The sequence below is a fragment of the Brevibacterium sp. CS2 genome (assembly GCF_005280295.1).
Classification (GTDB): Bacteria; Actinomycetota; Actinomycetes; order Actinomycetales; family Brevibacteriaceae; genus Brevibacterium; species Brevibacterium pityocampae.
Map to the genome: position 1 here is coordinate 2,836,831 of NZ_CP040020.1, position 20,947 is coordinate 2,857,777.

Here is a 20,947-nt window from a genome sequence, read left to right on the forward strand (position 1 = left end):
AATCACCGGTGAGGCGGCCTTCGTTGTAACAGGCCAAACACCCGATCCATACCCGAGGCACCGAGGAAAGAATGTTCAGATAGGACATTCGCACAGCTCCTTCGCCGAGAAAGATCACGTTCTCCACGAAAACCCCGGGCCGCCTCCGGCGGCCAAACTCTAGCTGTGCTTGCTGGTCACAGCGGGCTGAAGCCCTGGTGATGGTTGCGGATGCTATGGCAGGCCGAAGTCTCTCCGCCTGTGGTGGCTCCGTTCTCGGTGGAGCCAGGGATCCGGTCGGGTCGGTTCCTGGTGCTGTTCTCAGCGATGAACCTCACCGTCCCGTCCCGTCCGCGGTTGCGCAGAGAGATGGCCGACAAGCCAGCTGGTGGGTCCGCTATGGGAGCCACGTTCCTGCTCTTCGCCCTCCTATGCACGCAGTCTTCCTCACCACGTACGCCTCTCCGCTGTTCTAGCCAGGCAGCGGATTCGGCGAGACAAACTCTGTGTTCCCTTTACCTCGTGCCCCTTGGCCGCGGCACGGGCAGGATCCACATGATTGCGACAGGCTAGTACATTTCCCGCGAGACTGAACAATATTGTTAGTATGACTGCGATGGGCTGAACATAAACGGTGCTCCAGCGCCGGTGAAGCCCTTATCTGCAGCGCGTATGCGAAGCCTCGCGTCTGGCCAGGAATCGGCCGGGCACCGCTGCGAACACCTGTACACAGCCGTGTGCTCCTAGTGCGTCTTCGCAGATGCGAGGACTCCCTAGGGGCGTGACCTATGAAAGGACAGCAGCCCGGAGCTTCGCGCCCAGCGCCTGGCTTCGGGCGAAGCATCATGCGTCTGATCTCTTCTTCACATCACATTGAGCGCGAGGCTGCTCTGACCCCGGCGGTGTTGCTGCGATGACAGAGGTGGCATTCTCCATTGAGAAGACTCGTTTCGACGTGACCTACCAGCCTCTGGAAGGCACCCGCCTGACGACCAATTTCGCCAATCTTGCCCGTGGTGAGAACCGGCAGCAGAACCTGCGCAAGGCCCTGGCGATGATTGATGATCGTTGCAATGAGCTGGCCTCGCAGGAGGACGCAGGTGGGGACCGATACCGGGTTGAGCTCGATATTGTCTCGGTGAACATCGAACTTCAGGCAGAAGAAGGTGCCGCCTCATTCCCGGTGATCGAAATGCTGCAAACCACCGTGGTGGACACTCAACAAGGTGAACGCTTTGAAGGGATTGTGGGCAATAACTTCTCCTCCTATGTGCGTGACTACGACTTCAGTATCCGGCTTCCCGAATGCAGCAGGAACGGATCAGCACTGCCGGAGGACTTCGGGGAGCTCCACGGCAATCTCTTCAAGGGCCTCCTCGCCTCAGACACCTACGCCACACACTTCAGCAAGCTGCCGGTGATCTGCATCAGCGTCTCCACCAGCAGAACCTACCACCGCACGGGATATGAGCACCCCGTTCTTGGCGTCGAGTATCAGCAGGATGAGTTCTCCTTGACTGATCAGTACTTCGGGAAGATGGGCATGCGGGTCCGCTACTTCATGCCGCCCAAGAGTGCCGCACCGTTGGCTTTCTACTTCCTCGGTGATCTCCTCGAGGACTACACCAATCTGGAACTGATCGCCACGATCAGCACTATGGAGACCTTCCAGAAGATCTACCGGCCTGAGATCTACAACGCCAACACCCCGGCTGGCGATGCTTATCAGCCCAGCTTGAAGCACTCGGACTTCTCGGCAACCGGGATCGTCTACGACAGAGACGAGCGTGCTCGTCTTGGTGCGGAGCAGGGCAGGTTCGTCCAGGAGAACCTCATCATCCCGCATGGGAAAACTCTTGAGCAGTGGTCTGCTCGCTACTCGGACTACCACCACCAACTTCAGGGAATGACATCATGAACAAACTTCTGCCCACCACATCCGCCGGAAGCCTCCCCAAGCCCTCCTGGCTGGCCCAGCCAGAGACACTCTGGTCACCTTGGAAACTCGAGGGCGAAGCCCTTACCGAGGGCAAACGGGACGCCCTGCTCCTGGCCCTGGCAGACCAGCGGGCCGAGGGAATCGACATCGTCAGCGATGGCGAACAGACCCGCCAGCATTTCGTCACAACCTTCATCGAGAACCTCAATGGGGTGGACTTCGAGAACCGCAAGGTGGTGCGAATCCGAGACCGCTATGACGCCTCGGTGCCCGTGGTGGTCGATGATGTCACCCGCAAAGGTCCGGTCTTTGTCGCCGATGCTGAGACCCTACGAGCACATACTGACGCGCCCATCAAATGGGCTCTGCCCGGGCCGATGACTATGGTCGACACCCTCTACGATGCTCGCTACGGCAGCCGTGCAGAACTGGCCTGGAAGTTCGCCGAGATCCTCAACCAGGAGGCTAAGGAACTAGCAGCCGCTGGTGTAGATATCGTCCAATTCGATGAGCCGGCCTTCAACGTCTTCTTCGATGAGGTCAACGAATGGGGTATCGCTGCTCTGGAGCGAGCCGCCGAGGGGCTCAGCTGCGAAACGGCCGTGCATATCTGCTACGGCTACGGGATTGAGGCCAATACCAACTGGAAGAAGACCCTGGGCTCCGAGTGGCGCCAATACGAGGAGACCTTCCCTCAGATCCAGAAGTCGAGCCTCGATATCGTCTCGCTGGAATGCCATAACTCCCATGTGCCCACTGACCTTCTCGAGCTGGTCCGCGGTAAGAAGCTGATGGTCGGCGCGATCGATGTGGCCAATACCGCTGTGGAGACACCTGAAGAGGTTGCCGCGACCCTGCGCAATGCACTGCAGTTTGTCGACGCCGATAAGCTCTGGGCCTCCACCAACTGTGGGATGGCTCCTCTGTCACGTAGTGTGGCCCGGGCCAAGCTGGGCGCCTTGAGCGCCGGGGCGGAAATCGTTCGCAGAGAGCTTTCTACAGAGCCCGCCGCCTAAGGGTGACCACCACCCTGTCAGCTGCCGAAGGTCTCCGGGTTCACGGGCCACTCCCGCCGGGGGAGGTTCTTCTCCACAACCAAAAGGTAGGACTCAGTGACCAGATCGTCCACCATCTGTTTGTCGACGTCGCCGTCGGCATGCAGGGTGATCCAGTGCTTCTTTTTCATGTGATACCCGGGGGTGATGTGGCTGTGGTGCTCGCGCAGGAAGCTCGCATCCTCTGGTGAGGCTTTCAGGACCACCAGCGGTTCACCGGTGACCTCAGTCTGGAGCATGAACACCTTGCCCCGGACCCGACTTTTATCAGGTTAGTGTGCACCCTGGATGGTGTCGTGGATGGTGCTGAGCTTCTAGGGCTGCGGCCAGCCGGCGGCGGAACTTCTCGGTGGCGTAGATCGACAGCCACCGCTTCACCGTGGCATAGGAGATCGGATCCATGCCCATCTCCTCGATCACCCACAGTGAGTCGAAATTTGATGGCTCTTCGCGTTTGAGGGTGTAGAGGCGGGGATGAGGATCAGGGTCGGCGTGGCGATAGGTGGATAGAGGTCGAGGCCTTCCGAAGATGGAGGTTCTTACACCAATCCATCCAGAAGACCTCGACGATGCCCCAGCCTACTTTCACCACCCCTGACCTCAACAGCTTCTGCCTCCTCGACTCCCTCGGCCTGATGGTCACCGGCCAACAGATCCGCCGCGACCGGGCCATCCTGGAATGCAGAGTCATCGAAGACGATCCATGGTGCCGTAACTGTGGCGCAGAGGGGCTGCCGCGGGGCACGGTAGTCCGGAAGCTGGCGCACCTACCGTTGGGGTGGCGACCCACGGTGCTGTGGGTTCGGGTTCGCCGATACCGATGTGCTGACTGTGGCATCGTCTGGCGCCAGGACACCACCACAGCGGCGGCACCGCGGGCGAAGTTGAGCAGGCATGCGGTGCTGTGGGCCCTGAAGTCGGTGGTGATCGACAGGATGAGCATCGCAAGGGTCGCCGCCGCACTGGCCTGCTCTTGGCATACCGTCAACGACGCCGTGTTGGCCGCCGGCCGGGACCTGCTCATTGAGGACCCTCACCGGTTCGACGGGGTGAAGGTCATAGGTGTTGATGAGCATTGCTGGCGCCACACCGGGCGCGGCTCCCACTATGTCACCGTGGTCATCGATCTGACCCCGGTGAAGGAACGCCGCGGCCCTGCCCGGCTGCTGGACATGGTCCCGGGTCGTTCCAAGCAGGTGTTCAAGACCTGGCTGGATGCTCAGAGCGAGGGGTTCAGGGAGGGGATCGAGGGGGACTGCTGACGGTTTAGTTGACTCCGGGGTTTATGCCGCCAGAGCGACGGCCTTGTGGTGAACAAGCTCGTATTCAACCGGAGTCAGTTTACCCAAACGCCGTTGCCGACGCTTCCGGTGGTAGGTCCGCTCGACCCAGTGGACGATCGATGTCCGCAACCTCGCTCGCGTGTCCCAACGGCCCCGGTCGAGGACGTTCTTCTGCAACACAGCGAAGAACGATTCCATCGCCGCATTATCACCAGCAGCGCCGACCCGACCCATCGATCCGACTAGCCCGTAACGCCGTAGAACCTGCTGGAACTTACGAGAGCGAAATTGCGACCCGCGATCCGAGTGAACGACACACCCTGCCACGGCTCGCGGTCCGCCACGACGAGCCACAGCGTCATCAATCGCCGCCACAGCCAGACGAGATTTCATCCTCGAATCGATGGCATAACCGACGATTCTGTTGCTGAACACATCCTTGACCGCGCACATATACAGCTTGCCCTCACTGGTGTGATGCTCGGTGATATCGGTCAGCCACAACTCGTTGACTGCCTTTGCTGTGAAGTCGCGTTCGACGAGGTCATCACACACTGGCGGGCCGGGCTTCTTACCGTGCTTCCGGGCTCGTTTGATCGTGTGGGAGAACAGCTCCTGCTGCGAGCACAGCCGCCACACACGACGTTCAGAGGCGCTGTATCCGCACGCCTGGAGCTCATCAGCGATGAACCGGTGCCCGAACTCAGGATCGTCCGTATGAACGTCGTAGGCGGCATTGATCAAGTGCGCCTCCTCGAGTTCCCGGTCAGAGACAGGTTTCGCGCACCACTTGTAGAAACCCTGCTTGGTAAAAGCCGAGTACCCGGCAGGCCACTGCCACCGGCACCCCGGCGGCAGCAAGGTCGAGGACCAGCGGGTACATCATTTTGGGTGATGACCACCGAGCTTCAAGTTCGCTTGCGAGAGATACGCTGCAGCCTCGCGGAGGATCTTGTTCTCCCGCTCGAGTTCCCTGATCCGCTTCAGTGCTGCTGCCTGGGCGCGAGACTCCTCGACATCACGAGAGGGCTCGAGTCCGTGCTCACGCAGGCGTGAGTCACGCACCCAGGCCTGGAGAGCTGACTTCGAGATGCCGAGGTCGGCGCAGACCTGCTTCTGGGTCATCCCCTCGCCCAGGAGCTCGAGAGCTGATTGCTTGAACTCATCGGTGTAGATCTTTGGCATGACTTCCATCCTTCCTGGAACTTATCCAGTCGTGAAGTCAACTAAACCCTCAGCAGTCCCTATGTATTGAGACAGGTGTTGACGATGTACTGAGACTCAACACCGCTAGCCCGACAGATTTTTCCGACACAGTGTCGGAACCGTAGGTCCGGAATCCACAGGGATTCCGGACCTCCGTCATTCAGTGCACCTGACGCCCTCCGCGTCACCGCAGCCCCCTCCTTCCTCGCCCCTTCCTCACCCCTTGACCGGCGTTAGAACATGTGTTCGAATCGTTGTATCGGGCGCAGAGCGCGCCCCGCGCTCCGACGATGCAGGCGCCGGTGGTGCGCACAGCGCCCGGCAGCAGGAGGGCGGCGGCAGGTGGACGGAGGACGACCATGAGGTGGAACCAGCAGAGCGTCCTCGATCCGATGGCGATGGTCAACGTCCGCGGCCTGCTCCGCACGGTGAGCACGCCGGAGTTCGCCGGGATGACCTTCCACGAGGTCCTCGCCAAGACCGCGCTCAACAAGGTCCCGCCGGCCAGCGCCATGCCGTTCCCCTGGACGGTCAACCCCTACCGCGGCTGCTCGCATGCCTGCGTCTACTGCTTCGCGCGCAATACCCACCGCTACCTCGACCTCGACGCGGGTGAGGACTTCGATTCGCAGGTCGTCGTCAAGGTCAATATCGCTCAGGTGCTCGCCGCCGAGCTCGCGCGGCCCCGCTGGGTGGGTGAGCACGTGGCGCTCGGCACGAACACCGATCCCTATCAGCGGGCGGAGGGCCGCTACGCGCTCATGCCCGGGATCATCGACGCGCTCGCCGCGCACGGCACCCCGTTCTCGATCCTCACCAAGGGCACCCTGCTGCGCCGCGACCTGCCGCTGCTCGCCCGTGTCGCCGAGGACGTCCCGGTCGACCTCGCGATGTCGATCGCGGTGTTCGACGACGCACTCCAGCAGATGGTGGAACCCGGTACCCCGACGACGGCCGCCCGGCTCGCCACCGTGCGCGCCGCGGCAGACCTCGGGTTCCGGGTCACGGTGTTCCTCATGCCGGTCCTCCCCTACCTCACCGACTCCCCCGCACAGCTCGAGACCGCGGTGCGTGCCATCGCCGCATCCGGTGCGACCCGGGTCGTCCACGGCGCCCTCCATCTGCGACCGGGTGCGCGCGAGTGGTTCCTCGCCTGGATCGACCGTGAGCACCCGCACCTGAGCCGCCGCTACCGCGCCCTCTATGCGCACTCCTCCCACGCGCCGCGTTCCTACCGCGCCCAGCTGTCCCGGCGGATCGGCCCGCTCCTCGACCGGTACGGGCTCAGTTCGCGGGCGGACGACGACTACGCGCGAGGACGCTCCCGGGATCGGCAGGCAGTTCCGGCCGCCGCCCCCGCGCTCACACCGACGCTCTTCTGACGAGGCCTGCACCCGGAACACGGACTGCAGCAGGAACTGCACCGGCGGGCGGAGACTGTGCAGGCTGCGCCCGCCGGTGCGGTTTCCATCGCACTCCCCCAGCACCCAGCGACCACGCGGGCTCGAACCCCGGAATACCCCGCCGGGGCGTGCTGTTGGGGTTGATGGACACGGCCGCACCAAGGCCTCTGCAGCCTCGACGGACACCGACCGCATTCGACGAAGGGACCCCCATGGGCTTCAGCATCGCCACCACCGCGCTCCGCGCCATCCCCGGCGCCTTCATCCTCAACTCCGGCGTCGGCAAGCTCGGCATGCCGCGCGAGATGGCCGAGGGTCTCCAGGGCATGGCCGCCTCCGGCGTGCCGAAGCTCGGCGAGCTCACCCCGGAACAGTTCGCGAAGTTCGTGAGCTACGGGGAGATCGCGGTCGGCGCGGCGCTGCTCGCCCCCATGGTCCCCAAGCGCATCGCCGGAGCCGCGCTGGGCACCTTCGCCGCAGGGATGCTCGCGATGTACTTCCGCAACCCGGCGATGACCGAGGAGGACGGTGTGCGTCCCAGCCAGGACGGCACCGCGCTGGCCAAGGACGCCTGGCTCGCCGCGATCGCGATCGCGCTGATCTTCGGCCGCAAGTGACGCGCCTCCTCCGGCCGTGACACGGCAGCGCTGAGCGCGGCCGCACGACGGGCCCGAGTTCACGAGCGCACCCTGAGCACGATACAGGCGGGGCACCCGGATTCCGGGTGCCCCGCCTGTGTCGTCTGAACCTGTCCCGGCTCGGGCCGATCCGCCCCCGACTTGCGATCCGGAGCCGGTCCCGAGGCGGGAACCGCGGGTCAGGCTGTGCTCACCCCGACCGTGGCCTTCCGGGCGCGCCGCCGCAGGGCCTTGTCGACCTCGACGGTGAGGAACACGACGACCCCGACGATCACCGGAAGCAGCCAGCCGCTGAGCGGCACGGCGGTGGTGGCGAACGCGACCTGCATGAACGGAAGGTACCCGAAGGCGAGCTGCAACCCGATCAACAGCGCGACGCACAGCCACGAGATGCCGTTCGTCGTGAACAGCTCACGGCGCATGCTGGACGCGGTGGTGAACCGGCTGGCGAACAGGTAGAAGATCTGCCCGACGACGAGCGTGTGCACCGCGATCGTCCGCGAGGTCTCGAGGTCGAGCCCACCGGACTGCGCGAGCAGGAACGCCCCGATCGTCGCCCCGCCGAGCAGCAGGGACACGTAGGCGATCCGCACGACCGCCTCGGAGTCGAGCAGGGAGGCCCGCGGATCCCGGGGCGGCCGCTCCATGATGCCGGGCTCCGAGGGCTCGAAGGACAGCGCGAGCGACAGCGTCACCGCGGTGATGAGGTTGACCCACAGCACCTGGAGCGGGGTGATCGGCAGGGTCATGCCGGCGACCATCGCGACGAGGATGACGAGACCCTGCGCGCCGTTCGTCGGGAGCATGAAGATGATCGCCTTGCGGAGGTTGTCGTAGATCGTCCGGCCCATCTCCACGGCGGCCGCGATCGAGGCGAAGTTGTCGTCGGTGAGGACGATGTCGGCGGCCTCCTTGGTCGCCTCCGTGCCCTTGATGCCCATCGCCACGCCGACGTCGGCGCGCTTGAGCGAGGGGGCGTCGTTGACGCCGTCGCCGGTCATCGACACGACCTCGCCGTCGGCCTGGAGCGCCTGCACGAGCCGCAGCTTGTGCTCCGGGCTCGTGCGCGCATAGACGTCGTGCTCGCGGACGATCTCCCGCAGTTCCTCGTCGGTGCTCGCCTCGAGCTCCGCCCCGGTGATCGCGCGATCACCGATCCCCATCTCCCGGGCGATCGCGGTCGCGGTGCCGGCGTGGTCACCGGTGATCATCCGCACCCGGACGCCGGCGCGCTGCACGGTGCGGATCGCCTCGATCGCCTCCTCGCGCGGCGGATCGATGATCCCGAACAGGCCGAGGAGCACGAAGCCGCCCGCATCGACGTCGTCCGTGGTGAGCTCATCGGTGCCCGGGTCGGCGCGCCGTTTGGCGGCGGCCAGCACGCGCAGGCCCGAGGCGCCGAGCCGGTCGATCTCCGCCTCCCAGTGGGCCCGGTCGAGCGGGGTGCCCGCATCGGGGCCGTCCCCCTGCCGGTCGCAGCGGTCGAGGAGCCGGTCGGGTGCGCCCTTGAGGTGGACCAGCCGGGTGCCGTCCGCCCCGGCATCGAGGGTGGCCATGTACTTGTACTCGGAGTCGAAGGGCACCTCGGCGAGCCGCTCGGCCTGCGGGTGGGCGCCGGACTTGAGGGCGAAGGTGCGGATGCCGCCGTCGGTCGGCTCCCCGTTGAGGACCCATTCCCCGTCGCGCTCGACGACACGGGAGTCGTTGGCGAGCGCGGCCACCTCGGCGATGGCGGCGAGCCCGGGGTGCGCTGCGAGCTCGATCGTCCCGCCTGCGGCGGCGTCCTCGGTGCCGGCACCCGGGGCGCCCGCGGTGTCAGGATCCGCGGCGCGGATCTCGCCGTCGGGCGCGTACCCGGTGCCGGTGACCTCGAACCGGCCGGCGGTGGTGACGACCTCGCGCACGGTCATCTCGTTGCGGGTGAGCGTGCCGGTCTTGTCCGAGCAGATCGTCGTCACCGAGCCGAGCGTCTCCACCGAGTTCATGCGGCGGGTGATCGCGTTGCGCGAGGCCATCGCCTGCACGCCGAGGGCCAGGGTGATCGCGAGCACGGCGGGCAGGCCCTCGGGGATTGCGGCGACGGCGAAGCCGATCGCGGACATGAGCAGGCGCGGCCACGGGTGGTCGTAGAGGAGCCAGGACAGGAGCACCATGCCGACGGCGAGCACCACGGCGACGATCGCGAGCAGCGAGGAGAAGCGGGTCATCGAGCGGGTGAGCGGGGTGTCCATCGACTCGACCTCGCTGAGCATCGTGGTGATGCGCCCGATCTCCGTGCCGGTGGCGGTGGCGGTGACGACGCCGGTGCCGGAGCCCGCGGCGACGACGGTGCCGGAGTAGGCCATCGACGAGCGGTCCCCGAGCACGGCGTCCGCGGCGACCGGGTCGACGGCCTTCTCCGCCGGCACCGATTCCCCGGTGAGCGCGGACTCCTCGATGCGGAGGTTCACGGAGCGGAGCAGCCGGAGGTCGGCAGGGACCTTGTCGCCGGCGCGCAGCCGCACGATGTCACCGGGCACGAGCTCCTCCGCGTCGACCTCGGTCCAGTCGCCGTCGCGCAGCACCTCGCTGTCGAGGGACAGCATCGAGCGGATGCTCTCGAGCGCATCGGCGGCCTTGCCCTCCTGGAAGAAAGCGACGAGCGCGTTGATGAGGACGACGGCGAGGATGACGATCGTGTCGATGACCTCGCCGAGGATGCCGGTGAAGACCGCGGCGGCGAGCAGCACGTAGATCATCGGGTCGTGGAACTGGCGCAGCAGCCGCTGCAGCGTCGTCTCCTGCTCGCTCGGCGGCAGCGCGTTCGGGCCGGTCGCGGCGAGGATCTCGGCGGCGCGCGTCGAATCGAGTCCGGAGTCGTCGGTGTCGAGAGCGGAGAGCACGTCCTGCTCGGGCAGCGCGTGCGGCGGGCGGTCGGCGGAGAACAGCTGCGGGCTTGCGGTCATCAGGTCTCCTGCCCCGGTCGGCCTGCCGGCCGGTTCCGGGTATGCGTCGGGTACGGGTCCGACCGGGCGGTTCGGGGACCGGTCGGACGGCATCCGACCCGGCGCCCCCGGCGACAGGGTTCCTTACCGCTCACGAGGTGGTGACCAGCGGTTTCCCCGTCCGGATCGGCTCTGTCGTCCATGCTACGCCCCGACTCCGGTGCGCCTGCTCGCCGGTGTCCCGGAATGGGACGCGCCGTCCCGTCGCACAGCACCCCTCGGTCCCGGTGCACCGCACCTCGCGCCGGGCGGGTGACGCGGGGCGGGCCGTGGACTACCGTGGCCGCATACCGGAGAGAGGGACCGCCATGACCGATCCGACCAGCCGCACCACCGAGCCCGGCCCCGCCACGGGATCCGCGAACGCGGCGCCTGATCCCGCTCCGCTCTCCCCCGTTCTGCCGCCGGACACCGTCGCCGCGTGGGTCGCCGCCGACCGTGTGCAGGAGACCGCGGGGTCTGGGTTCCCCGGGGCCGTCGAAGTGGGCGATCCTGCTCGACTGCGCGGGGAACGCGTGGCGCAGGGCGGCGACGTCGTAGGTCATGGCGGAACTCCTCTCCCGGCCGGCCCGGTCCCGGCCCTCGCCTCACACGCTAGGTGCCGGGACGTCGGGAGGGAAGGGGTGGCCGTCGGGCCCGCGGGTCCGTCAGTCCGCCTGCCTGCTCGCCTGCCCGCTCGCACGGTGCGCGGTGCTCACGAGCACCGGATCGTCACCGCCGGCGAGGTGGTCGGCGAGTTCGACCTCCGGATGACTCGTGCAGGTCGGCGGGTCCCAGGGCGGGCCGAGGACGATCGCAGCGGGGTCGAGACCGCCGCGGGCGGTGTCGAAGCCGGTGCCGAGCGCCTTGAGCACCGCCTCCTTCCGCACCCAGGTGCGCAGCAGTGCGGCGAGGCGGTCGGCTTCGCTGCCACCCGCGGCGGCGCGGAACCAGATCCGCTCCTCCGCGGCGAGCGCGACATCGGCGAAGGAGCCGGCGCGGGTGCCGGAATCGCGGAACGGGGCCCACGCCTCGGCGTCGATGCCCACGCTGCCGGGCTCTCCCGGCCCGCTGCACGCCGCGGCGACCCAGCCGGCCGTCCGGGACAGCGACACTGCCACCGGGGCGGCGCCGGCCCGGGCCCGCCGGCCGCGGACGGTCGCTTCGATGCGCACCGCCTCGGCCGGCACCGAGTGCACGCGGGCGACGAGACCGGTGAGGAGGGCGTGCGCGGGGTCGACGCCGTCGGGCGCCTGCTCGATGGTCCACTCCACGACATCCTCCTTCCCACCCGCGCGCCCCTGGGGTCCGACTCCGCGCGGTCGGGTCCAGTATCGCCGACCCGGCGCCCTCCCCTCCTCGCTGTGGCCGACGCCTCGGCGCGGGTTCCGGGCCCCGTCACCTGCCCGACGTAGACTCCGGGTGAGACATCGCCGTTCGCACGAGATCGAGAACGAGGCCTGTGAGCATCCACCCCCCGCAGTTCCCCGGCACGCACCGCACCCCGCTGCCGCGCACCCTCATCGACATCATCCTCTCCGTCGCCGCGACCCATCCCGAGGCGCCCGCGCTCGACGACGGCCGCCGCAGCCTGAGCTACACGGAGCTCGTGTCCGAGATGCGCGCTCTGGGCTTCGCGCTCCACGAGGCCGGCGTGGGACCCGGCGACAAGGTCGGCGTCCGCGTCTCCAGCGGCACCCTCGACCTCTACGTCTCGATCCTCTCCGTGCTCATGATCGGCGCCGCCTACGTCCCCGTCGACGTCGACGATCCCGACGAGCGCGCCCGCACCGTGTTCTCCGAGGCCGGTGTCGCCGCGGTCGTCACCGACCCCGCGGCGCCGAGCGAGGAGATCCGCCCGACGATCACCCGCACCACGGACCGGCCGCTCGCCGACACCCCTGCCCTGCGCGCCCCGGAGCCGGGAGACGACTGCTGGGTGATCTTCACCTCCGGGTCCACCGGCACCCCCAAGGGCGTGGCCGTGACCCACCGCTCGGCCGCCGCGTTCGTCGACGCCGAGGCCCGGATCTTCTGCACCGCGGAACCGCTGGGCCCCGGCGACCGGGTGCTCGCCGGCCTGTCGGTGGCCTTCGACGCGAGCTGCGAGGAGATGTGGCTCGCCTGGGGGCACGGCGCCTGCCTGGTGCCCGCCCCGCGCGCCCTCGTCAAGTCCGGCATGGACCTCGGCCCGTGGCTGTCGAGCCGCCGCATCACCGTCGTCTCCACGGTGCCCACGCTCGCCGCGCTGTGGCCGGCGGAGACGCTCGACAACGTGCGGCTGCTGATCTTCGGCGGCGAGGCCTGCCCGCCGGAGCTCGCCGCCCGCCTGTCCGACGGCACCCGCGAGGTGTGGAACACCTACGGCCCGACCGAGGCGACCGTCGTCGCGTGCGCCGCCCCGCTCGGCGCCACCGGTCCGGTGCGGATCGGGCTGCCGCTCGACGGCTGGGACCTCGCCGTCGTCGACGCCCAGGGCGTCCCCGTGCCCGAGGGGGCGACGGGTGAGCTCATCATCGGCGGGGTGGGCCTCGCCCGCTACCTCGACCCGGTCAAGGACGCGGAGAAGTACGCGCCGATGCCGACCCTCGGCTGGGACCGCGCCTACCGCTCCGGCGACCTCGTCGTCAACGACCCGGCCGGCCTGCTGTTCGTCGGCCGCGCCGACGAACAGGTCAAGCTCGGCGGACGGCGGATCGAGCTCGGCGAGGTCGACTCGGCTCTCCAGGCGCTGCCCGGGATCGCCGGCGGTGCGGCCGCGGTGAAGACGACGCCCAGCGGCACCCAGCTGCTCATCGGCTACCTCGCTCCCTCGCAGCGCCCGGCCGCCGCGGACGAGCCCGCGCTGCTCGCCGCCTACGCCGAGCAGCTCCGCCAGGTGCTCCCGCCGGCGCTCGTCCCCCGCCTGACGATCGTCGACGAGCTGCCGACGAAGACCTCGGGCAAGGTCGACCGCAATGCGCTGCCGTGGCCGCTCGCCGCGGTCGCCGAGGACGAGGCGGCCGGCCCCCTGCCCGCGCACGCGGAGTGGATCGGGCAGCAGTGGGCGGCGGTGCTGGGCGGCACGCCCGGCATGGACACCGACTTCTTCGACGCCGGCGGCGGCTCGCTCGCCGCCGCCCAGCTCGTGTCCCGGCTGCGCACCGAGCACGCGCAGGTCACCGTCGGCGACATCTACGCTCACCCGCGCTTCGGGGCGCTCGTCGAGCTGTGCACCGGCGCCGACGCCCCGGAGAACGTCCACCGCCGGCCGCGCCGGGTGCGCCGCACCGCCCGCACGATGCAGCTCCTGCAGACGCTCCTCGGGATCCCGGTGCAGATCCTCTCCGGCATGCGCTGGGTCGTCCTCACGCTCGTCGTGTGCAACGTCGCCGGGGCCCTCGGTGCGCCGCTCGTCACCACCCCGTGGTGGTTCGTCATCGCGCTCTACCTCGTGTTCGTCACCGCGTGGGGCCGCATGCTCATCTCCGCGGCGGCCGCGCGCCTGCTCCTGCGCGGGGTCGGCCCGGGCGTCTACCCCCGCTCCGGTGGGGTGCACCTGCGGCTGTGGCTCGCCGAGCACATCGCCGAGCAGGCCGCGGCCGTGTCCGTCGCCTCCGCGCCGTGGGTCACCCGCTACGCCACCCTGCTCGGCAACCGGATCGGCCGCGACGCCGACCTCCACTCGGTCCCGCCGATCACCGGCCTGCTCACGCTCGAGGACGGCGCGGCGATCGAACCCGAGGTCGACCTCAAGGGCTGGTGGGTCGATGGGGACCTGTTGCGGATCGGCCCGATCCACGTCGGCGCGAACGCCACCGTCGGCGCCCGCTCCACGCTCATGCCCGGTGCCCGGGTGGGGGCAGGCGCCCACGTCGAACCGGGCTCCGCAGTCACCGGCAAGGTGCGGAAGAACCAGGTGTACTCCGGCTCCCCCGCCGCGCGCGTGGGCAAGGCGAAGAACACGTTCCCGGACCCGCCCTCGCGCCGCCGCCACACCCCGTTCTGGTTCTACGCCGTCGGCTCGATCTTCCACGCCGCGATCCCCTACGCCGCGGCCGTGCCCGGGCTCGCGCTCATGGTCGCCGTCTCCGGGGTCGAGGTGTTCGCGGCTCCGCTCGCGCTGCTCGCCTGGGCGCCGGTGCTCGCCGCCGTGTGGTTCGTGTGCACCGCGGTCCTCATCGTCCTCGCCGTGCGCGGACTGGCGCTCGGCCTGCGCGAGGGCACCTACCCGGTGCGCTCGGCGATGGGCTTCCGGGTGTGGGCCACCGAGCGGATCATGGACATGGCCCGCGACCTCCTGTTCCCCCTCTACGCGAGCCTGCTGACCCCCGTGTGGCTGCGGATCCTCGGCGCCCGCGTGGGCCGCGGGGTCGAGGCCTCGACGGTGCTGCTCGTGCCGAGCATGACGCAGATCGCCTCCGGGGCGTTCCTCGCCGACGACACCATGGTCGCCTCCTACGAGCTCGGCCACGGGTGGATGCGGATCGGCCGGGCCAAGGTCGGCAAGCGCGCCTTCCTCGGCAACTCCGGGATGGCCGCCGCCGGGCGCCGGGTGCGCGCGAATTCGCTCGTCGCGGTGCTGTCGGCCGCCCCGCAGAAGGCGAAGAAGGGCAGCTCGTGGATCGGCTCTCCGCCCGTCGAGCTCCGCCGCGCGGAGGTCGCCGCCGACGAATCCCTGACCTACGATCCGCCGCTGCGGCTCAAGGCGCTGCGCGGCACCTGGGAGACGCTGCGGATCCTCGCGGTGCTCACCGCCGGGGTCGTCGTCGCCGGAGTGTTCCTCGCCCTCACCGGTCTGCTCACCGCCGCTGCCGAGGTGACGGGCGCCGGCCCGGCAGCGGGCGCCTCGGGCACGGGACCGGTGACTGCCGGGGTGTGGCCGGCGATCGTCATGACCGCCCTGTCCGGTGTCGTGATGATGCTCGCCGGTGCGGTCACCGCCGGGATCGCCGTCGTCACCAAGTGGCTGTTCGTCGGGCGGGTCAGCGCCGGGGAGCACCCGCTGTGGTCGTCGTTCATCTGGCGCAACGAGGTCGCCGACTGCTTCGTCGAGCTCGTCGCCGCCCCGTGGTTCGCGCGCTCGGCCGTCGGCACGCCGGCGCTCGTGTGGTACCTGCGGGCGCTCGGGGCGCGGATCGGACACGGCGTGTGGTGCGAGACCTACTGGCTGCCCGAGGCCGACCTCGTCGACCTCGCTGACAATTCGACGGTCAACCGCGGCTGCGTCGTGCAGACCCATCTGTTCCACGACCGGGTGATGGCACTCGATACCGTGGAGCTCGAGGCCGGAGCGACGCTGGGACCCAACAGCGTGATCCTGCCGGCGGCGACCCTCGGGCGGTCGTCGACGGTCGGCCCGACCTCGCTCGTCATGCGCGGAGAGTTCGTCCCCGCCGACGCCTACTTCACGGGCAACCCGGTGGTGCCGTGGGTCGATGCGCCCGCGCTGCCGGAGTCCTCGTTCGCCGCCGAGGCGCCCGCCCCGGCCACCACCGCTGAAGGGAGTCCGACGTGACGGTGCTCGACCGCTGCACCCCGCACTCGGGGACGGCCGCGGTGCGGATCGTGCACTACGATCTGCACCTCGACTACAAGATCCTGCCCAACCGGCTCGCCGGGCAGGCGACCCTGCGCGGCTCGATGCTCGCAGATGCCCGGACGATCGAGCTCGACCTCGTCGGCCTCGCGGCCGGTCGGGTGCTCGTCAACGGCCGTCGGCACCGCTACAAGCAGACGCGGAACAAGCTCGTCATCCGAGCGCAGGAGAAGTTCCTCGCCGACGAGGAGCTCGAGCTCGAGATCCAGTACTCCGGCACCCCCGGCCCGGCGATGGGCACATGGGGCGACGTCGGCTGGGAGGAGCTCACCGACGGCGTGCTCGTGGCCGGCCAGCCCACGGGCGCGGCGACGTGGTTCCCCTGCAACGACCACCCGAGCAGCAAGGCGACGTTCCGGGTGACGATCCTCGTCGACTCGGAGTACACGGCGGTCTCCAACGGCGAGCTCGTCGACACCCGCCGGCGGGCCGGGCGCACCGCATGGACCTGGGAGTCCGCCGAACCGCTCGCCACCTACCTCGCGACGATGCAGATCGGTCAGTACCGCCGCGGGAGCGTCGACAGCGGCTCGCACGTGCCCTCGCGGGTGCCGATGGCGCTCGCGTGCAGTGCGGGCCTGTGGCAGCAGGCGCAGCGGATCCTCGCCAAGCAGCACGCGATGATGACGGTGTTCGAGCGCCGGTTCGGCGAGTACCCGTTCGGGCACTACGGGATCGTCGTCACCGACGACGTGCTCGAGATCCCGCTCGAATCGCAGCCCCTGTCGATCCTCGGGCGCAACCACCTGGCGCAGACGTGGAACGCCGAACGGCTCATCGCCCACGAGATGGCTCACCAGTGGTTCGGGAACTCGGTGACGCCGAAGTCCTGGTCCGACATCTGGCTCAACGAGGGCTTCGCCTGCTACGCGGAGTGGATCTGGTCCGAGGAGTCGGGCCAGAAGTCAGCCCAGCAGCGCGCCCGCGAGCAGCACGTGCGGCTGGCGGACCTGCCGCAGAACCTCGTGCTCGCCGACCCGGGAGCCGCCGACATGTTCGACGACCGGGTGTACAAGCGCGGGGCGCTCACGCTGCACACGCTGCGCCTCCACATCGGGGACGAAGACTTCTTCCGGATCCTCCACCGCTGGACCGGGCAGTACCGGGGCGCGAACGTCACCACCGAGGCGTTCCTCGCGCTTGCGGAACAGGTGTGCGGCCGCCCGGTCGAGCCGCTCATCCACGACTGGCTCTACGCTAAGCCGCTCCCACCGCTCCCCGTGCAGTGGTGAGCGTGAACGGTGCCTGCCGGGACGTCCCCGCTGTGACGTCCCCACGGGGACGCGTCGTGCAGCGGTGAGGCGGTGCGACCGCTACCGGAGCAAGGATGGCATCGCTGTCGTTTTCAGGAGAATTGATCGTTGATCGCCGGCATTCGAATTGCAGATCCCGGCAGTCGCGACAAGCGCCGACTTACCGTCCGGAAACTCAACTCGCAGATGCTCAAAGTTCGGAAATCTTGACAAGAGGTTCGCTACGGTAATGCAATCACGCGCATTGCCCTCGATACTTTGATTCTGAGGAACAAGCTTTAGCAGCACCTCGCTCAGATTTCCATTAGGCACTCCATCTACAACGACGTATTCCGGATACGTCCAACGACCCACGACCAATGAGTGGTCCAACGATTCATCGGTAGAGGCTTTTGCTAGATCATCCGGCGTCAATCGAATCTCTGATTCCAGAGCATTGACATATTCCTCACAGGACCTGTAGGAGACTATTCGATCCTCCGAAACCCCCAGTTCTTGCACAGCAAATTTAGGGCCGTCGATATCCGGATTCACAATTGTCACTATGGAACCAGTATTTGACAGTCGCTCTTCAAACATTCCAGATGAAACCAGGTCCGTCGCCGGAATGCTGTAGCCGACCAGCGCCACATTAGCCGCCGAACCAATGGCATCCGACGCGTCCTTCCACAACTGACGAGTTAGAGGATTCCGGTAGTAGGAAGACTTTGCAGCGGCCGGAGGTACTATAAATGGCTCACGTCCAGGTAGAAGCTGATTCCGATCCACCACACGTGGCACTCCCGGAGCGCCGAATCGTCCATTATCATTCCACCGCCGAATAGTAGTCCCCGTTAGATCTCCGGGCACCCAATAGTTATCAATCGACCCATGCAACTTGATCAATCGAAACGTCTTAGCTGCCGGCAACCCGAATACCAGACCTCGATTCGGCGTTTCAGGCGGAAGAGGCATGTTCTTCAACGCATCCTCGGCTTGAGCTTCGTGCTCGAGATCGTCGTAGAGTCGGCAATACTTAAGCACCAACTCCGGAATCACGTCGTAGTTGAAGGTAACGACATTCGCCTGTCGAAAATGCAAAATTCCGATGAGACGCTGCAGCCACCACGATGGTTGCCCCTTGAGCACTTCATCCTGACATTCACGAATCACTTCTCTAATCGCGGATGTGACAAGTGAGAACATCTCTCGATTGCGAAGATTCTCCGATTCCGACAGATCCGGCTGTTGCTCTGCCAAGCGCGACAACCAAGATTCGAAACGGCGTCCTCTGAACGGTCTTACCGCGTCCTCGGATCGACCAGATTCGCGGATCCTGCGCATCACCCGAACCCCAAGGTCATCGGTCGCTGGAAACACGCCATCCGATGCAGCGATAGAGAAACCAGCGCCTAGAACCACAGTCAAACTCATAAGTCCAACGATACTAGAGATCGGCAAGCGTCACTCAACGGACGCTTAGATTCGAGGCAGTTGACGGACACATGTAATAAGCCTCGGACCGGTGCTATGGGCAGAACTAGGGCTTCGGTTAGGGCGTTATCAGAATTGCGAACCTGCAAATACCTGGCCCCGCTTCAAACAGGTACAGTTTCCAATCCAGTGAGGCTGCTCCCGATCGCCGTTGGCTCGCCAACCGCCCTGGCACGTCTCGTACAGCTCCCGTCTTACGCACCACTATGCACCCAATGCAACTCAGCAAGAAGACGCTCACCCAGATGGTAAGAGTCATCGCAATAAGATATCGCGTCGAAAGTGAAGCTGGTGCTGTCAACGACCGATCGAAGTTTCCAGCGCAAGGAACCGAGAGCAGCTTCTGCGAACGCGCAACCGCCACCTGCTGTGCCGTCCCCGGGGGACGCGTCGTGCAGCGGTGAGGCGGTGCGACCGTTACCATGAGAGCATGACCGACCCGACTCACTTTGACCCCCTCGCGCTCGAATCCCTGCTCGCCCTCGAGCACCGCGGGTGGGACGCCCTGTCCAGCCACCGGGGCGGCGCGTTCTACGGCGCTCTCATGACGCCGGAGGCGGTCATGGTCCTCGTCAACGGGATGGTGCTCGACCGTGAGACGATCGTCGCCGGTCTCGACGACTCCCCCGCCTGGGACTCCTACACCCTCACCGACGCCCGCGTGGTGCCGACCGGTGAGGACTCCGCGGCACTCGTGTACCGGGCGAGCGCACGGCGCGCCGCGGACCCTGCCCCGTTCGAGGCCCTCATGGCGAGCCACTACCGGCTGGTCGACGACGAGGTGCGACTCACCTTCTACCAGCAGACGACGATCACGCACTGAGCGCTGCACTCGGCGGAGTGGATTCGGCCCGCGGGCAGTGCGATGCTGAAGACTCCGTCCGAGCACGCGAGCCGCGCGGCTCGGTTCCGATGAACGAGGTGGCAGTTCGAATGATGGATCCGTCGCGCGCGCAGCAGGTCGCCAACCCGCTCGAGGAGCTCGGGCTCGATGAGCTCCGGCAGCGGACGAGCATGAAGTGGCGCGCTCACCCCGCTGACGTGCTGCCGCTGTGGGTCGCGGAGATGGATGTCCGACTCGCCCCGCCCATCGCCGAGGCCCTCCACCGCACCATCGATGCCGGGGACACCGGGTATCCCGTCGGCACCGCGTACGCCGAGGCGTTCTCCGCGTTCGCAGCGGAGAACTGGGCGTGGAACGACCTGGCCGTGGAGCGGACCGCGATCGTCCCCGACGTCATGATGGGAGTCGTCGAGGTGCTCCGGCTGGTGACGGAGCTCGGTGACGCCGTCGTCGTCAACTCCCCCGTCTACGCGCCGTTCTACGCCTTCGTCACCCATGACGGCCGGCAGATCGTCGAGGCGCCCCTCGGTGCGGACGGCCGGGTGGACCTCGGCGTCCTCGAGGACACGTTCCGCCGGATCAGGCAGGGCGGGCGTGGGGCCGCCTACCTGCTCTGCAACCCGCACAACCCCACCGGAACGGTGCACACCCCGGAGGAGCTCGCGCGGATCGCGGAGCTCGCCCGCACCCACGGGGTCCGGGTGGTCGCCGATGAGATCCACGCCCCGCTCGTCCTGCCCGGGGCCCGCTTCACCCCCTATCTCAGCGTGCCGGGGTCGGAGGACGCCTTCGCGCTGATGTCGGCGTCGAAGGCCTGGAACCTCGCCGGTCTCAAGGCCGCGCTCGCGATCGCCGGGGAGGAGGCCGCCGCGGATCTCGCCCGCATGCCCGAGGAGGTCAGCCACGGCCCGAGCCACCTCGGCCTCATCGCCCACACCGTCGCGCTCCGGGAGGGACAGGAGTGGCTCGGCGCGCTGCTGCGGGGTCTCGACGCGAACCGGACGCTGCTGCGCCGGCTCGTCGCCGAGCACCTGCCCGAGGCCGGCTTCCGCGTGCCCGAGGGCACCTACCTCGCATGGCTCGACTGCAGCTACCTCGGCGCCGGGGCACCCGCCGCGCGGGACGGACTCGCCGTCGTGTCCGATCTCGCGGGACCGGCGCAGCTGTTCCTCGACGAGGCCCGGGTGGCGCTGAGCTCCGGTCACGTGTTCGGCACGGGCGGTGCCCAACACGTCCGGCTGAACTTCGCCACCTCACCGGCGATCCTCACCGAGGCCGTCGAGCGGATGGGTCGCGTGCGGCCGGTCGGCTGAGACCGGCCGGCCCACCGTGA

13 protein-coding genes and 2 pseudogenes are annotated in these 20,947 nt (G+C 67.6%); 9 read left to right on the plus strand and 6 right to left on the minus strand.

What is annotated here, in order from left to right; all coding sequences use genetic code 11:
• Nucleotides 1-892 precede the first annotated feature (892 nt).
• Nucleotides 893-1,897, plus strand: a complete 1,005-nt coding sequence (locus tag FDF13_RS12790) for a putative oxygenase MesX (protein WP_137319980.1) — start codon at nucleotides 893-895, stop codon at nucleotides 1,895-1,897.
• The gene (locus FDF13_RS12795; RefSeq protein WP_137319981.1) at nucleotides 1,894-2,934 is read left to right on the plus strand and encodes a methionine synthase; all 1,041 of its coding nucleotides are present in this window, start codon (nucleotides 1,894-1,896) and stop codon (nucleotides 2,932-2,934) included. The genes FDF13_RS12790 and FDF13_RS12795 overlap by 4 nt, the downstream gene beginning before the upstream one ends.
• 17 nt (nucleotides 2,935-2,951) lie before the next feature.
• On the opposite strand, the gene FDF13_RS12800 is transcribed toward FDF13_RS12795, so the two are convergent.
• Both FDF13_RS12800 and FDF13_RS15025 read right to left on the minus strand, forming a co-directional pair.
• On the minus strand, nucleotides 2,952-3,212 hold the full coding sequence (locus FDF13_RS12800) for an MmcQ/YjbR family DNA-binding protein (RefSeq protein ID WP_137319982.1): 261 nt from the start codon (nucleotides 3,210-3,212) through the stop codon (nucleotides 2,952-2,954).
• A gap of 28 nt (nucleotides 3,213-3,240) precedes the next feature.
• Nucleotides 3,241-3,393: a hypothetical protein gene (locus FDF13_RS15025; protein WP_217494862.1), complete on the minus strand. Its 153-nt coding sequence runs from the start codon at nucleotides 3,391-3,393 to the stop codon at nucleotides 3,241-3,243.
• 149 nt (nucleotides 3,394-3,542) lie between these two features.
• On the opposite strand from FDF13_RS15025, the pseudogene FDF13_RS12805 reads away from it, so the two are divergent.
• Nucleotides 3,543-4,223 (plus strand): annotated as a pseudogene (locus tag FDF13_RS12805) (transposase family protein); the annotation flags it as partial.
• Nucleotides 4,224-4,256: 33 nt separating this feature from the next.
• Here FDF13_RS12805 and FDF13_RS12810 read toward each other — a convergent pair.
• Nucleotides 4,257-5,372 (minus strand): annotated as a pseudogene (locus FDF13_RS12810) (IS3 family transposase); the annotation flags it as partial.
• Between the two features lie 449 nt (nucleotides 5,373-5,821).
• Here FDF13_RS12810 and FDF13_RS12815 point away from each other — a divergent pair.
• Entirely contained in the window at nucleotides 5,822-6,844 is a 1,023-nt protein-coding gene (locus tag FDF13_RS12815) for an Rv2578c family radical SAM protein (RefSeq protein WP_137319983.1), read from the plus strand.
• A gap of 233 nt (nucleotides 6,845-7,077) precedes the next feature.
• Complete coding sequence (locus FDF13_RS12820; RefSeq protein WP_137319984.1) at nucleotides 7,078-7,482, plus strand: hypothetical protein; 405 nt, start codon at nucleotides 7,078-7,080, stop codon at nucleotides 7,480-7,482.
• A gap of 200 nt (nucleotides 7,483-7,682) precedes the next feature.
• On the opposite strand, the gene FDF13_RS12825 is transcribed toward FDF13_RS12820, so the two are convergent.
• Nucleotides 7,683-10,448, minus strand: a complete 2,766-nt coding sequence (locus FDF13_RS12825) for a cation-transporting P-type ATPase (RefSeq protein WP_137319985.1) — start codon at nucleotides 10,446-10,448, stop codon at nucleotides 7,683-7,685.
• A 686-nt stretch (nucleotides 10,449-11,134) separates the two neighbouring features.
• Nucleotides 11,135-11,740, minus strand: a complete 606-nt coding sequence (locus tag FDF13_RS12830) for a 4'-phosphopantetheinyl transferase superfamily protein (protein ID WP_175406976.1) — start codon at nucleotides 11,738-11,740, stop codon at nucleotides 11,135-11,137.
• 188 nt (nucleotides 11,741-11,928) lie between these two features.
• Here FDF13_RS12830 and FDF13_RS12835 point away from each other — a divergent pair, with 188 nt between their 5' ends.
• Together FDF13_RS12835 and FDF13_RS12840 are read left to right on the plus strand one after the other, a co-directional pair.
• A complete protein-coding gene (locus FDF13_RS12835) occupies nucleotides 11,929-15,963 on the plus strand; it encodes a Pls/PosA family non-ribosomal peptide synthetase (RefSeq protein ID WP_137319987.1) in 4,035 nt (1,344 codons plus the stop codon).
• Entirely contained in the window at nucleotides 15,960-17,276 is a 1,317-nt protein-coding gene (locus tag FDF13_RS12840) for a M1 family metallopeptidase (protein WP_254668807.1), read from the plus strand. Before FDF13_RS12835 ends, FDF13_RS12840 begins: the two co-directional genes overlap by 4 nt.
• 81 nt (nucleotides 17,277-17,357) lie before the next feature.
• On the opposite strand, the gene FDF13_RS12845 is transcribed toward FDF13_RS12840, so the two are convergent.
• On the minus strand, nucleotides 17,358-18,710 hold the full coding sequence (locus tag FDF13_RS12845) for a hypothetical protein (protein WP_137319988.1): 1,353 nt from the start codon (nucleotides 18,708-18,710) through the stop codon (nucleotides 17,358-17,360).
• A gap of 490 nt (nucleotides 18,711-19,200) precedes the next feature.
• On the opposite strand from FDF13_RS12845, the gene FDF13_RS12850 reads away from it, so the two are divergent.
• Together FDF13_RS12850 and FDF13_RS12855 are read left to right on the plus strand one after the other, a co-directional pair.
• Complete coding sequence (locus FDF13_RS12850) at nucleotides 19,201-19,593, plus strand: nuclear transport factor 2 family protein (protein ID WP_137319989.1); 393 nt, start codon at nucleotides 19,201-19,203, stop codon at nucleotides 19,591-19,593.
• A 110-nt stretch (nucleotides 19,594-19,703) separates the two neighbouring features.
• Nucleotides 19,704-20,927 (plus strand): MalY/PatB family protein, encoded by a 1,224-nt coding sequence (locus tag FDF13_RS12855; protein ID WP_254668808.1) that lies wholly within the window; start codon nucleotides 19,704-19,706, stop codon nucleotides 20,925-20,927.
• The last annotated feature ends 20 nt before the right edge of the window (nucleotides 20,928-20,947 follow it).